Here is a 14043-nt window from a genome sequence, read left to right as displayed (position 1 = left end):
AGGGAGAGATCCAGTTGTTTTACATTGCAAAACATGATGGAGCGGGGACGGAGGGAAGACGGCCGTCAACCGAGACCTACGGCGGCAATCAGGCGTACGAGAGATTGATGCTGATTACGTTGGCAGTCAGTTTGACCAATTCCGGCACCTCCGTCTCGAGGTAATCTCCGCGGAGCCTGCTCACCGGACCGGCGACGCTGACGGCGCCTCGGACGACACCGTCGTTCGTGATGACCGGGGCCGCGACGCACCGAACCCCGACCGCCCGTTCTTCCATGTCCAGGGCGTACCCCCGATCGCGAATCTGTTCGAGGTCCTCGAACAGGGCGTCACGCGTCGTCAGCGTGTTCTTCGTGCTCGGTTCGAGGCCGTGTTCGTCGATGATCTCGTCGACCCGTTCCTCGGGGAGGTGGGCGAGGATTGCTTTCCCCAGGCCGGCCTGATGGAGGTTGATGCGAGAGCCGATTCCCGTGTCGAGCGAGAGGGCGTTTTCACCGCGGGCCCGGTAGAGGTAGATGCCCTGTCCGTGCTCCTCGACGAGAATGTTACCGAGTTCTCCCGTCTGTTCGGCGAGTTTGTCGACCTCCGGCACTCCCACGTCGTAAATTTTGTGCTGGTTCTTGATCTGTTCGCCGAATTCGAAGAGCCGAAGCCCCAGCCGGAACTGGTCGCCGTCTCTGACGACGAGTCCGTTCTCCTCGAGCGTCGTGAGGTGGTTGTGCACAGTCCCCTTCGTGATATCCAGGTCGCTCGCGATGTCGGTCACCCCGGCCCGGTTCAGCTCCGCCAGCTTCTCGAGGATGGTAACCGTGTTCTCCACGGCCAGCACCGGATTCTTTGCGCCTTCCATACCACGACATGTGATATCTATACACAAAAGGTTTGTTTAGCCCCCCTAAACATCGGTTGCGACCGTCCGCGCGGTTCACCCGCCGGGCACAACCGGGTACGACGTCGGAGGTCGCAGTACGCCTCCATCAGGTCGGCGCGACTTCGCAATGAGCAGGGAATCGGGTTTAGAACCGCTAAAACCGGTTAATCTCGCCGCTCAACGAAAGGCTTTACAGGAGATTCCCGCACGTTCGTCTGTCGAACATGGATTACGGAATCGACGGCAACACAGCCCTCGTTACTGCATCGAGTAGCGGACTCGGAAACGCATCCGCGAAAGCATTGGCGCGTGAAGGGGCCGACGTCGTTATCAACGGCCGAAGCGACGACCGTCTCGACGAAGCGGTAGCGGACGTTCGAACACTCGCCGATGGTGACGTTCTCGGAGTCCGGGGGGACTTGACGGACGCCGGCGACATCGAGGAACTCGTCGACGAGACCGTCGCGGAGTTCGGCGGAATCGACCACCTCGTGACGAACGCCGGCGGTCCGCCCAGCGGATCGTTCATGGAGACGGACGACGAGGACTGGTACGACGCGTTCGACCTCCTCGTGATGAGCGTCGTCCGACTCGTCCGCGAAGCCGCGCCGTATCTCCGCGAAGACGGTGGCGGCACCATAGTCACCATCGCCTCGAGGAGCGTCAAGGAGGCAATCCCCTCGCTCGTCCTCTCGAACTCGGTCCGGATGGGAGTCATCGGCCTCGAGAAAACGCTCTCGAAGGAACTGGCACCGGAGGTCCGCTCGAACGCCGTCCTCCCGGCACCGCACGAGACGTCCCGCCAGCGTGAACTCATCGAGGCGGCCGTCGAGCGTGGCGAGTACGACAGCTACGAGCAAGGCCTCGACGAGAAGGGCGAGATCAACCCGCTCGGGCGAATCGGCGACCCGATGGAGCTCGGGGACACAGTCGCCTTCCTCTCGTCGGAGAACTCGAGTTTCCTCAACGGTATCGCCGTGCCCGTCGACGGGGGGCAAGGGGCGTCAAACCTCTGACGAAATCATGCTACGACTCGCACGGACCGTCGACGGTCGGCACATGCTCGGCGACGACAGGGGGTTCGTTCCGCTCTCGTCCGCCGACTCGTCGCTCACTACACTCCGAGACGCGCTCCCGGTAGCGGCTGCGGGTGACCTCCCGACGCCGGAGGGGGCGTCGGTCACCCGCGTCCCAGAAGAACACCTTTCGTTCGCCGCGCCCCTCGAGCGGCCCGGAAAGCTCTGGGGGATCGGGCTGAACTACGCCGATCACGCTTCGGATCTGAACGAGGACAGACCGACGGAACCGGCCAGTTTCATGAAACCAGCCACGGCGGCCACTGGCCCGGGAGGACCGATTCGACTCCCGCCGACCGACATCACGGACCGCGTGACTGCGGAGGCCGAACTCGCGCTCATCATCGGACAGACGTGCTCGGACGTCGACGAAGCCGACGTGGACGAGGTCGTCGCAGGGTACGTCCCGGTCATCGACATGACGGCGGAAGACATCCTGGAGCGGAACCCGCGCTTCCTGACCCGTGCGAAAAGTTTCGACTCGTTTCTCGTGTTCGGCCACTCGATCGTGACGACCGAGCAGGTCGACAGCCTCGACAGACTCTCGGTCAGGACCGTCGTCAACGGGGAGGTGGCGGCCGAGAACGAGATCCGCAATATGATGGCGTCACCGCGGGAACTCGTGGCGTTCCATTCGACTGTCATGACGCTCGAGCCGGGCGACGTCATCTCGACTGGAACGCCGGGCGCCAAACGCATCACCCCCGGCGACACCGTATCGGCCGAGATCGAGCGCATCGGTTCGGTCAGCTCGGACGTGGTCGGATGACGTCTCGACCGGCCCGGTCCGCTTGAAAGCTGCGGCGACTGAACGAACGCACCTAATCCACACCAATGAAAATCGCAGAAGTAGAGAGTTTCGCCGTATCGATTCCGCTGGACGAACCGGTCGCCTTCGCGACCCGCGTGGTCGAGGAGCGCGATCACGCCATCGTGTACGTCCGTACCGAGGACGGCACCGAAGGTCTGGGGTACACCCTCGGCTACGGCGGCGCCGACGTCGTGGCGCAGGCGGTCGAAAGCGTCCTCGCACCCATGGTCGAGGGCGAAGATCCTCGCGATACGTCGCGTCTCTGGCGCGAGATGTTCGACGGGACGGTACAAATCGGACGGAAGGGCGTGATGGTCCGGGCGATCTCCTGCATCGACACCGCGCTCTGGGACATCAAGGCGAAAGCGGCCGGAATGCCGCTCTACAAGTTACTCGGTGGACACGCCGAGGAGGTCCCGGCGTACGCGAGCGGGGGCTACTACCGGGAGGACAAGGGACTCGAGGGGCTTCGCGAGGAGATGGAGACGTACGTCAACCGCGGCCACGACGTCGTGAAGATGAAGGTCGGTCGGAAGTCCCTCGAAGAGGAGGCCGAGCGGGTCCGCGTCGCCCGGGAGGCCATCGGTCCGAATCGGACACTGCTGATGGACGCGAACGGGAAGTGGCGGAACAAGCAGGAGGCCGTCCGCGCGTGTCGGAAGTTCGGGGAGTACGACCCGTACTTCATCGAGGAACCGGTGATGCCGGACAGTCTGGACCTCTACCGTGAGGTCAACGAGGCGCTCGACTACGCCGTCGCCGGCGGCGAGCTCGAGTTCAGCCGCTACGGCTTCGCCGACCTCCTCCGGGAGGACGCCGTCGAGGTCGTTCAGCCGGACGTGACGGTAGTCGGCGGAGTCACCGAGTGGATGCGCGTCGCCGACATGGCCGCGTGCCACGATATCCCGGTCGCGCCCCACTACAACTGGGACCTCCACGTTCACCTGCTCGCAGCTATCGAGAACGGACTCTGGATAGAGTACTTCTACCGCGACTCGGACGTGAAGGCGTTCGACGACGTACTGCAACACCCGATCGAACCCGAGGGCGGGACGATCGAACTTCCCGACCGCCCCGGCCACGGCGTCGAACTCGACCGCGACGCCCTCGAGGAGTTCCGCGTCTGAACTCCACTCCTCGCTCACCGGGTATCTGGTTCGCTTCGGTTCCCATCGCGGCTTGACCTCGACGTCGGTCGCACCGCAGATGCGAACAACCCTTATGGATGTATTGGATCTAGCAGTAGCTGAACTCGACGTGGGAATGACGTCCCTCCTGTGGAGTCTAGGTCGCTATCGACGATAACACACTCTCTGTCTTACGCTTAAATTACAACCTGTTTGACGATGATATTCCGCCACAACTACTCGCCCGTCCCTATGATCCCGCAGTGAATCTCTCGCCAATCACGCTTTTCCCGTGTGGGAACGGCGCGGTGCAGTCATAATTATTTGTAGGCTAGTGGCTGAGGACTATTTTGGGCATATGGAGGAGCAACCCAGAAGAAACGATTACAGGTTTGTATTCTCCGCCCCTCGTCTAGGATCTGCCCACCTGTCCGGCGAAAAGAGTTGAATTAAGAAGTCATTACTATTCCCCGGCATATTCTAACGGAGAGTTTGATAATGGAGGCTTGTATTTTGTACGTTCGGGGAAAACAAATCGATAGGCTACTATTCCGCAGAATTCTCCATACCAGCTCATTATTCCAACTATTTATGTCTAATGTGGGTATGCGAATCAACGGTGATGGAAGGCGTAACTGGGTAGTTGCCGTTGGTGGCCGAAAGGAGGACAGGGTGGTGTACTCCTTCCTTCCCTGGCCCGGTCGACGAGGACACTCGGGCGAGACGTGAGATGACTCGTTTTCGGAGCGAAGACAGGAGTACGAGATTCTCTCCGTCGACTCACCCCACGCTACGGGATGGAGTCACGAGTCGTCGCCGTCAGACTGGACCGTCGCTACGCGATGAGTCCGACAACCATCACGGCGAGGAACGCCGCGACGACGAGCCCGAGCGCCCACTGGGTCCACCCCGCGCCCCCGCCGGCGTCGCCCGACTCGTCCCGGCCGGTCGCGTAGAAGACGAACCCGATGCCGCCGACCGCGACCAGCAGTATCACCGCGCTGTAGACGGTGTCGAGCAGTGCTGACATACCACACGGAGTTCGGCCGCCTCGGTAGTAAGGATTTCGCTGCTCCGGCCGGACACCGTCGGTCTCGCGTCCGTTCGGGGTCGGACGCCGACCCCAGGCGCAACCGTCATTAGCGACGGCGTCGCATGTGACGTATGCGCATGGAGTTGCGGGTGTGCAAGCACTGCTACGAGGGGACCCACGGCAATCCCGAGAAGACGGCCATCACGAAGGACATGGTCGCGCTGGCCGAGCGGATCCGGGAGTACAAGGACCTCATCGGGCTCGACTCGCTGTACGTCACCCGCGTCGCGGAGGGCGACCCCGGCGGCGAGGAGGTCCTGCCGGCGGTCGTCGCCAGCATCGAGAACGACCGCATCACCCTCACGGACACCCAGCTCGTGATGGAGGACGACCGGCAGAACATGCTCGTCTACCCCGAGCCCGCCGACATCCTGGAGGTGCTGACCCGCAACCTCGACCAGATCAGCCAGCAGACCAGACAGGACGTGGCGGTCGAGCTCTCCGAGGAGAGCGCGGAACTGATCGGGTGACGCCGTTCCGGCGGTGCGACGTGCCCGCATCGGGCTGCGGCGTTCGGCGGTCGCCGGTCGGCGCGCCCCGCAAAGGGGAGCGGCGTCGCGCCGGCCGGGGGCAAGACACTCCTTCCCGTCGCGACTAGGCGAACCGTGTCCGAGATCCACCTCGTCGACCACGACCCCGCGTGGCGCGAGCGGTTCGCCGGCGAGCGCGACCGCCTCCGGACCGCCTCCGACGAGCGACTGCTGGGCGTGTTCCACATCGGCAGCACCGCGGTCGAGGACCTCGCGGCCAAGCCCGTCGTGGACGTGCTCGCGGTGTACGAGGACTACGTGGCGGCGAGCGAGGCCGCCGACGCGCTGGTCGAGTGGGGGTACGACCGCCGGCGCGACGACCCCGACTGGCTGGTCCTCACCCGCACCGAGGTCGAGCCGGTCGTGGTCCACCTCCGGCCCCGGTCGGCCGACGCGTGGCGCGACCACCTGGTGTTCCGGGAGTTCCTCCGGGAGAACCCCGGCGCGCGGGCCGAGTACGAGCGGGCCAAGCGCGAGGCCGCGGCCGCCCACCCCGACGACGTGGCCGCGTACACCGACGCCAAGAACGAGAAGATCCGATCGCTCGAGGCCCGGGCCTACGAGGAGGGGTACGGCGAGCGCGTGCCGACGTTCGACGAGACGGACTGAACCGCGCTAGTCGTCGCTCGCCTTCCCGCTCCCGTCGGTCACCGCGCGCTCGCGGCGCTCCTCGCGGACCTGCGCCTCGTAGCGCTTCCGGAGCACGTTGCCGTACATCGAGAGCACCAGGCCGACGAACAGCACCAGGATCCCGACGTTGATGCCGACCGTCAGCAGCGCGTTGGTCGGCCCGCCGCCGACCGCGAGCTCGCGAGGCACCGGGTAGCCCTCGTCGAAGATGCTGCCGATGAGGACGCTCACGATGCCGACGACGACGAGCGCACCCATCAGGTTCGCGGCCCAGTTCCAGTTGTCCGAGAGGGTCAGCAGCTCGATGCCCGTTCCGTCGTGGTCCTCGCCCTCGCCGTGCCCGCCGGGCGCGAGCTCGTTCGGGACGAACGCCTTGAGCTCCACCGGGTAGAACGCCGGGTGGAAGCCGTGCTCGAAGATGTGGAACATCACGCCCATCAGCATGATGACCCCGAGCAGCCCGTGGAAGGTGACGAACGCCATCGCGGCGGTCTTGGTCGCGAGGTACTGCATCAGCCCGACCTTGTTCCAGACGAGCAGGCCCGAGATTGTCAGCAGCACGAGCTCGATCGAGAAGATCCAGACCACGCCCTTCCCCACGTAGCTCAGCAGGGGCACCTCGTCGGCGGAGTAGCCCGCGAACTGCCGGGCGTTGGGGTGGCGCTCGTCGGCCCGGCCCAGCGCGAACTGCACGTCCTGGATAGCTGCGTCGACGTCCTCCTTCGAGGGCATGGCCGCCCGGACGCCCCGCCGACCGCCGGGTGTGATGACGGTCAGGACGATCCAGAACACCACGAGCGCGATGAGCCCCAGCCCCGCGAGCCGGTGGACCGCCAGCACGCCCTGGTTGCCGCCCATCAGCGTGACCAGCCACCACAGCTCGTCGTTGAACATCACCGAGTAGCCCGTGAAGAACAGCGCGAACACGTCCAGCGCCAGCAGCGAGTGGAATACCGTGGTCGTCCGCCCGAACTTGGTGTGGTCGAGGTTGGTCACCGGTCGTCACCTCCCCGCTCGCCACCGTCGGCTCGGGGCTCGTCGCGCGCCCCGCCGTCGGTCGCCACGGCGTCGCCGGTCTGCCGGCCCGCCGGCGGTCGCATCCGCCGGGCGAGCCGCCGGAAGATCGCCCAGTGGACGAACACCATCACGAGGATGAACACCCCCATGATGACGTCGGCGGCGTGGACGACCGCGATGGCCGCGTCGAGCACCGGTACGGTGTTGCCGAACACCCAGTCGCTGCCGACCCCGCCGCCCGAGACCGTGGGCGCGACCCGGAACAGCTGCTCGTAGAAGACCTCTCCGCCGAAGAAGCCGTCGACCCAGAGGTACGCCAGCGCGGTGACGCCCAGCCCGACGACCGCCGCGACGATCACCGCCGCCGCCCCCGTGAGCCCCGCGCCGTCGTCGCCGTCGTCGCCCTCGGCAGGATCGCGGCCGGCCGGGTCGTCGGGCGAGGTCCGGGCGGTCTCGGCGTCGGTTCCGCGCGGCTCGTCGCCGACCTCCTCGTCGTCGGCCTCGCGACGGCGGGCCGCCGTCCCGGCGTCGCGGTCGCTCATCCGCCGAACACCTCCGCGTCGTCGCCGAAGATGATCTCCATCGCCACGTCGTTGAAGAACGGGGCCGACCCGCGCCGCTCGAGCTCGTCGGCGATCTGGTCGGCGCTCCCGACCAGGATGGCGTCGGTCGAGCACTCCTCGGCGCAGGCCGGGCCCTTGCCGGTCTCGGACTGGCGCTCCTCGCACATGGTGCACTTGTCCATCACGTTGCCGTTGCCGACGAACTGCGCGCTCCCGTCGTCGGCCTCCGGGAACTGGGGCGCGCCGAACGGACACGCCGACAGGCAGTACTGGCAGCCGACGCAGAGGCTGTCGCGCACGTCGACGAAGCCGTCGTCCTTCTTGATCAGCGAGTCGGTCGGGCAGACCGACACGCACGGCGCGTTCTCGCAGTGGTAGCACTGCATCGGGATCGACGTCTCGCCCGGTTTCTGGCCCTGCTGGAGCGCCTGCCCGCTGTTGGCGTTGAGCCCCTGGGCGGCCTCCTGGCCCTCCATCATCGTGGCGACGCTGATGCGCTGTTCGTCCCGGGGCACGTCCCACGTCCGCTTGCACGCCACGACGCAGCCGCCGCAGTCGATGCAGGCCTCGACGTCCGGGAAGATGCGCGCCCCCTCGCCGGTCGACTTCACGCCGGCGCGCATGACCTCCTCGCTCGACCCCTGCTGGTTCTGAGATTGGTTTTTGGACATTGTCTGTCACCTCACTGGACGGTCCGGTTGTCCCGCACGTCGAAGTCCTTCTGCGTGCCGATCCCCTCGCGGTCCTGCGGGAACTCGGCGTCGAAGCCGGCCATCACGCCGTCCTCCCACATGTTGAGTCGCTTGAGCTCGCTCTCGGTGGCCTTCAGCACCTTGACCATCGCGGGCTTGGTCTCCTGCATCTGGGTCTCGGCGTCGTACCCCCGCGAGGTGACGATGTTCGCGCTGTCGCCGATGGCGAACGGCGCCATCCCGTCGGGGTACTTCTCCTCCAGGCTCTTGCCGTGGAAGACGCCGCCCCAGTGGAACGGCAGGAAGATCTCCCGGGGATTGGGCCGGTGGGTCACCCGCGCCTTCACCAGCACCGACCCCCGGTCGGTCGTCTGGACGATGACGAGGTCGCCCCCCTCGATCCCGGCCGAGACGCCCTGCTGGTTCTGACCGATGGTCTCGGCCTTCTTCGGGTGGATCTCGGCGTACATGTGGGGCTGGAGGTCGGCGAGGAAGACGTTCGAGCGCGACTCCGAGCCGCCGCCCTGGTGCTCGACCTGCCGACCGGTCGTCATGATGGTGTCCATCCCCTGCTGGTTGGCGTTCTTGGTCGCGGTCTGCTGGAGCGCGGCGTTGTTCTGGTCGAGCCGGTAGAAGTTGCGCTGCTGGCCGTTGGCCGGCCACTGCTCGACCAGGTCCGGCCGCGGGCTCTCGATGGGTTCGCGGTGGACCGGCACCGTGTCGAGGAAGTTCCACGCCACCGCCCGCGCCCGACCGCGACCGGTCGGCGCGTCGGGTTGCTTGTAGTCGTACTGCCGGTAGTCCGACGGATTGATTCCCGACGCCGCTCCGGGGGGCATCACGGTGCCGTTCTGGCGCACCTGCTTGAGCTTCCGGGCGGTGTCGAGCACCGACTTGTCCTCGCGGAGCGCGTACTCGTACGGCACCGAGAGCTTGGTCGGGTTCTTGATGTCCCGGGGCCACACCGTCGAGAACCCGGGGTACTGCGGGACGCCCCGGATGGGGTTCTGGCCGTTCCACCAGTCGGGGTCGTACGGCGCCCGCAGCATGTTCAGTCCCTGCTGGCCCTGCTGCTGGACCGTGTTCTCGAACGGGTACTGCTTCTCGTCGGGCACGTCACCCGTGCTGACCATCTGGTTCCACTCCTGGCGGGTCGGCGCTTTCGTGCCCCACCGCGCGCGGAAGTCCTGCCCGCCCTCCCGCGGGTCGAGGTCGTCGCGCCAGATGATGGGCGTGCCCGGGTGGCCCTCGCCCCAGCACGGCCACGGCAGCTGCCAGTACTCGCCCTCGACCGGACCGGACTTGCCCTCCAGGTCCTCGGTGCTGAACGCGTAGTCGTACTCGTACTGGCGCTGGAGCCGCTGGGGGTCCTGCTGGTAGCCGATGGTCCGGACCCCGAGGTTGATCTCCTTCAGGCACTGCTCGTAGGTGGCCTTCCCGCTGAACAGCTCGGGCCCGCCGCCCCAGTCGAAGTGCTCGCCGTGTCCGAGCTCGGCCGCCAGCTCCTGGATGATCTGCATGTCCGGCTTGGAGTTGTGGCTCGGCGGCCGGACCGGGTTGCGCCACTGGACCGACCGGTGGGAGTTGGTCACGGTGCCGTGGTGCTCGTACTGGCTGGCGGCCGGCAGGATGATGACGCCGTCGTCGCGCTCGGCCATCACCGACGCCAGCGACGGGAACATGTCGATGACGACCAGCAGGTCGAGGTTCTCCATCGCCTTCTTCTGCTTGCCCATCTCGCTGATGGAGTTGGCAGAGTGGCCGTCGAACACCGCGGCCCGCAGCCGGTTGGGCTGGTAGAGCACCGACTGGCCCAGCCGCTCGCTCTTGGGGAGCGCGCCCTCGAACCACCGGGCGACCGTCAGCCCCTTCTGGAACATCATCGACCGGCTCTCGACCTCGTTGCCCAGGAACTGGAACGTCGCGGTCGCCTCGCCGGCCTGGTCGCGCCACTTCTGTTTGGGCATCAGGTCGTAGCGGTCGTACAGGTCCTTGAACGAGGTGCTCCCGCTGGTCCAGGGGCTCTTGTCCCAGACCTGGGACCAGTAGCCCCACGAGGCCGGCGAACTCACCGAGTAGTAGCCCGGCAGGATGTGGCTGTTGGGCCCGAGGTCGGTCGCCCCCTGGACGTTCGAGTGGCCCCGCATCACCTGGAGGCCGCCGCCCGACCGGGCGGCCGACCCGGACGCCAGGCTCAGCATCGCGTACGACCGGATGTGCTGGGTGCCGTTGTTGTGCTGGGTGCCGCCCATCGCCCACTCGATCTGGACGTTCGGCTTGTTCTCGATCACCAGGTCGCCGATCTCCCGGATGTCGGACTTGCTGATCCAGGTGACGTCCGAGACGGTGTCGAGGTCGTACCGGTCGAGTTTCGCCTCGACGTCGGGCCAACCGTTGACCCGCTGGCTCAGCATCTGCTGGTCGAGCTCGCCCTGGTCGCGGAGGTACCGCAGCAGCCCCATCATCAGGGCGGTGTCGGTGCCGGGTCGGAGCCGGTAGAAGTGGTCGGCGTGGGCCGCGGTCTTGGTGAACCGGGGCTCGATGACCACGATCTTCCCCCCGCGCTTCTGCCCCTCGAGGATGTGCTGCATCGCGATCGGGTGGGCCTCGGCGGGGTTCTGCCCGATGATGATGTCGAGGTCGAAGTTCCGGTAGTCGTTGATGGTGTTGGTCATCGCGCCGTACCCCCACGTGTTCGCCAGCCCCGCGACCGTCGTCGAGTGACAGATCCGGGCCTGGTGGTCGACGTTGGTCGTCCCGAAGAAGGCGGCCAGCTTCCGGAAGGCGTAGGCCTCCTCGTTGCTGTGGTGGGCGCTGCCGAGCCACATCACGCTGTCCGGGCCCGACTCCTCGCGGTAGGTGTTGAGCTTCTCGCCGACCTCCTTCATCGCGGCGTCCCACGAGACCTTCCGCCACTCGCCGTTCACCAGCTTCAGCGGGTGCTTCAGGCGCTTGGGCGAGTGCTCGCTGCCGTAGATGCCGGCGCCCTTCGAGCAGAGCGACCCGTTGTTGATGGGGTGCTCGTGCCACGGCTCCTGTCCGACGAACGCGTCGCCCTTGCGCTCGCCCTTGAAGCCGCAGCCCACCGCGCAGAAGTTGCAGATGGTCTTGACCGTCTCGGTCTGGCCGAGCGACCCCTCGGGATCGTCCTCACCTCCCTCGTCCTGCGCGAGTACCTGTCCCGCCGCGCTACCACCGAGTGCGACTGCCCCCGCCAGCGCGCTCGCCTTCACGAACGAGCGCCGGTCGAGGTCGAGTGAAACTGGCTCCGTTGGTTCGGTGCTCATGGTGCCCCCGTGGCGTGTGCCTTGTCAGCACTCGCCAATCCCTAGCACGCATTCAATTCAAACAATCATTAAAGTTCGGGTGGTACGGACAGTTTTCGGACACGTCTCCGACGGAGGGGCCGCAGTGGTGCGTGTTGACGCTGCGCAAGACCTTTGGCAGAGAGTCGTGTATCAGTACGGGCATGAAGACGGGGGCGTTCGTCTGCTCGTGCGGGGAGACGTGCGACGTAGACCTCGAAGGGGTCCGGGAGGGCGTCGACGGGGTCGACGTGGTGGCGAGTTCGGAACTGCTCTGCGAGGACGGCCTCGCGGCCATGGCGGAGGTCGTCGACGAGTACGACCTCGACCAGTTCGTCGCGACCGCCGCGGCGGACCGGTGCGAGCGCCGGCTGCGCGACCTCGCGGTCGAGAAGGGGCTCCACCCGGAGGCGGCCGCGTTCGTCGACCACCGGGCGGGCGCGGGCTGGGTCCACGACGAACCCGCCGCGACCGAGAAGACCGCGCGGCTGCTCAACGCCCGGTTCGCCGGGTTGCGCGAGGAGGCGGTCTCGCGGTCGGTCTCCCGGGAGGCCGGCGAGTCGGTCGCGGTGGTCGGCGACCCGGAGACCGCGGCCGCGCTGGCCGACACCGCCGACGTGACCCTGGTCGCCCAGGGCCGGGACCTCGCCGACGTCGACGCCGACCTCGACGACGTGTCCGTCGAGCGCGGCCGCGTCGTCGGCGTCGACGGCCGGTACGGTGACTTCGAGCTCGTCCTGGAGAGCCGCGTCACCGACGACTGCATCGGCTGCATGGACTGCGTCCGGCGCGGCCCCGACGAGGGCCTGACTCGCGATCCCGTCGACGTCACCCGCGAGGCGGCCGAGAGCGCCGCGGGCGACGAGGACTGGATCGAGTGCTGCCCGACCGACGCCATCGAGCTGGCCGGCGTCGAGCGCGCGATAGCGGCGGACCAGGTGGTGTACCCCGGCGCCGACCCCGAGACCCGGGGCGGCCGGCTGGGCTTCTTCACCGGGCCGGTCGACGCCGGGACGATCGCAGCGGTCGAGAACCTGCTCGGCGGCGTCGAGAAGCCGAAGTTCCTCGACCTCGACATGGACGTCTGCGCGTCGGGCGAGTCGAGCCAGACGGGGTGCAACGAGTGCGTCGAGGCCTGCCCCCACGGCGCGGTCGAGCGCCCCCGGATAGACGACGTGGCGTTCGACGAGGTGGCGTGTCAGGACTGCGGGGCCTGCACCAGTGCATGCCCGACCGGCGCCACGCAGCTCAGGGAGCCGTCGAACCGCCGCCTCGCACGTGAGGTCGAGGCGCTGCTGGAGCCGCCCGACTCGGGCGGCTGGCTGTTCGGCGGCAGCGACCCCATCGGCGAGCAGGTCGCGGCGTTCGTCTGCTCGGAGCGGGCCGCCCGCTCGCTCCGGCGGTACGGTCGCGAGGCGACTGCCGACGGCGAAGCGTTCGAGTATCACCCGATTCTGCCGGTCTCGGTCCCCTGCGCCGACACCGTGGGCGAGGCCCACGTCCTGCACGCGCTGGCGGCCGGGGCCGACGGCGTGGCGGTGGTCGGGTGCGGCGGCGACTGTCAGCACTCGGGTCCGGACCCGAAGGCCGCGCTCGTCGAGCGGGTGAACCGCGCGACCGCCGACCTCGGGCTGGGCGAGCGCGCGACGTTCCTCGCGCCCGACCCCGACGACCCCGAGGGGTTCGCCGACGCGCTCGACGCGTTCGTCGACTCCCTCGACGAGTCGCCGGTCCCGGCGGGCGACCACGAGGCGACCGGCGAACTTCCCGGCGAGGACCGGGCCAACCCCGCGTTCGACAACCACGCCTGGGCGCTGGAGAGCGTCCGGGCGATTTTAGAGCACGTCGACCCCGAGCGCGAGGTGATCCGGGGCCTGTCGGACTTCGGCCGGATGGCGGTGAGCGACGACTGTGCGCTGACGCCGACCTGCACCAACCTCTGCCCGACCGACGCCGTCCGTCGGCGGGAGGGGAACCTGGAGTTCAACCACCAGCGGTGCGTCGACTGCGGGCTCTGCGAGGAGGGGTGTCCCGAGACCGCCATCACGATGCGGGACGGCCTCGACCTGTCGCTGCTGCCCGAGAACCGCGGGGACGTCGCGGGCGAGGACGGCGAGCCCGACGACCCGGCGTGGACCACGGTGATGGAGGGCGAGATGCGCGAGTGCGTCCGCTGTGGCGACCCGTTCACCAGCGAGGCGTCGGCCGCCAAGATCGAGGGCGAGGTCGGCGAGATGGTGGCGGGCCTCGCCCCGGACTCCGAGCACAGCGTCTTCGAGTACTGCGGCGACTGCCGCGCCGGGCTCCTGTTCGAGGGAGGGCGGTGAG

Annotated in this window: 12 protein-coding genes; 6 read left to right on the top strand and 6 right to left on the bottom strand. The window is 67.3% G+C overall.

What is annotated here, in order from left to right:
* Positions 1-88: 88 nt before the first annotated feature.
* Positions 89-829 (bottom strand): IclR family transcriptional regulator, encoded by a 741-nt coding sequence (locus ACQUQF_RS10425; protein WP_435178471.1) that lies wholly within the window; start codon positions 827-829, stop codon positions 89-91.
* 266 nt (positions 830-1095) lie between these two features.
* Here ACQUQF_RS10425 and ACQUQF_RS10420 point away from each other — a divergent pair, with 266 nt between their 5' ends.
* The 3 genes from ACQUQF_RS10420 to ACQUQF_RS10410 all read left to right on the top strand — a co-directional run bounded on the left by ACQUQF_RS10420 (position 1096) and on the right by ACQUQF_RS10410 (position 3885).
* On the top strand, positions 1096-1887 hold the full coding sequence (locus ACQUQF_RS10420; protein WP_435178469.1) for an SDR family oxidoreductase: 792 nt from the start codon (positions 1096-1098) through the stop codon (positions 1885-1887).
* A gap of 7 nt (positions 1888-1894) precedes the next feature.
* Entirely contained in the window at positions 1895-2716 is an 822-nt protein-coding gene (locus ACQUQF_RS10415; RefSeq protein ID WP_435178467.1) for a fumarylacetoacetate hydrolase family protein, read from the top strand.
* Positions 2717-2781: 65 nt separating this feature from the next.
* On the top strand, positions 2782-3885 hold the full coding sequence (locus ACQUQF_RS10410) for a mandelate racemase/muconate lactonizing enzyme family protein (protein WP_435178465.1): 1104 nt from the start codon (positions 2782-2784) through the stop codon (positions 3883-3885).
* 835 nt (positions 3886-4720) lie between these two features.
* Here ACQUQF_RS10410 and ACQUQF_RS10405 read toward each other — a convergent pair.
* Positions 4721-4915, bottom strand: coding sequence for a hypothetical protein (locus tag ACQUQF_RS10405; RefSeq protein ID WP_435178463.1), 195 nt, complete (start codon positions 4913-4915; stop codon positions 4721-4723).
* A gap of 134 nt (positions 4916-5049) precedes the next feature.
* Here ACQUQF_RS10405 and ACQUQF_RS10400 point away from each other — a divergent pair, with 134 nt between their 5' ends.
* Together ACQUQF_RS10400 and ACQUQF_RS10395 are read left to right on the top strand one after the other, a co-directional pair.
* On the top strand, positions 5050-5448 hold the full coding sequence (locus tag ACQUQF_RS10400) for a hypothetical protein (RefSeq protein WP_435178461.1): 399 nt from the start codon (positions 5050-5052) through the stop codon (positions 5446-5448).
* A gap of 135 nt (positions 5449-5583) precedes the next feature.
* The gene (locus tag ACQUQF_RS10395) at positions 5584-6117 is read left to right on the top strand and encodes a GrpB family protein (RefSeq protein ID WP_435178459.1); all 534 of its coding nucleotides are present in this window, start codon (positions 5584-5586) and stop codon (positions 6115-6117) included.
* A gap of 6 nt (positions 6118-6123) precedes the next feature.
* Here the strand turns inward: ACQUQF_RS10395 and ACQUQF_RS10390 are convergent, their stop codons facing one another.
* The 4 genes from ACQUQF_RS10390 to ACQUQF_RS10375 are packed head-to-tail and all read right to left on the bottom strand — an operon-like array spanning position 6124 to position 11697.
* On the bottom strand, positions 6124-7134 hold the full coding sequence (locus ACQUQF_RS10390) for a cytochrome b/b6 domain-containing protein (RefSeq protein ID WP_435178457.1): 1011 nt from the start codon (positions 7132-7134) through the stop codon (positions 6124-6126).
* On the bottom strand, positions 7131-7697 hold the full coding sequence (locus ACQUQF_RS10385; RefSeq protein WP_435178455.1) for a hypothetical protein: 567 nt from the start codon (positions 7695-7697) through the stop codon (positions 7131-7133). Before ACQUQF_RS10385 ends, ACQUQF_RS10390 begins: the two co-directional genes overlap by 4 nt.
* Entirely contained in the window at positions 7694-8341 is a 648-nt protein-coding gene (locus ACQUQF_RS10380) for a 4Fe-4S dicluster domain-containing protein (protein ID WP_435179520.1), read from the bottom strand. The genes ACQUQF_RS10385 and ACQUQF_RS10380 overlap by 4 nt, the downstream gene beginning before the upstream one ends.
* 59 nt (positions 8342-8400) lie before the next feature.
* A complete protein-coding gene (locus ACQUQF_RS10375; RefSeq protein WP_435178453.1) occupies positions 8401-11697 on the bottom strand; it encodes a molybdopterin-dependent oxidoreductase in 3297 nt (1098 codons plus the stop codon).
* A 182-nt stretch (positions 11698-11879) separates the two neighbouring features.
* On the opposite strand from ACQUQF_RS10375, the gene ACQUQF_RS10370 reads away from it, so the two are divergent.
* On the top strand, positions 11880-14042 hold the full coding sequence (locus ACQUQF_RS10370) for a 4Fe-4S dicluster domain-containing protein (RefSeq protein ID WP_435178451.1): 2163 nt from the start codon (positions 11880-11882) through the stop codon (positions 14040-14042).
* Position 14043 lies beyond the last annotated feature (1 nt).

Source organism: Halorussus sp. AFM4 (assembly GCF_051194995.1).
Taxonomy (GTDB): domain Archaea; phylum Halobacteriota; class Halobacteria; order Halobacteriales; family Haladaptataceae; genus Halorussus.
The sequence above is the reverse complement of the archived record's forward strand: the minus strand, read 5'-3'. Positions and strand labels throughout refer to the sequence as shown.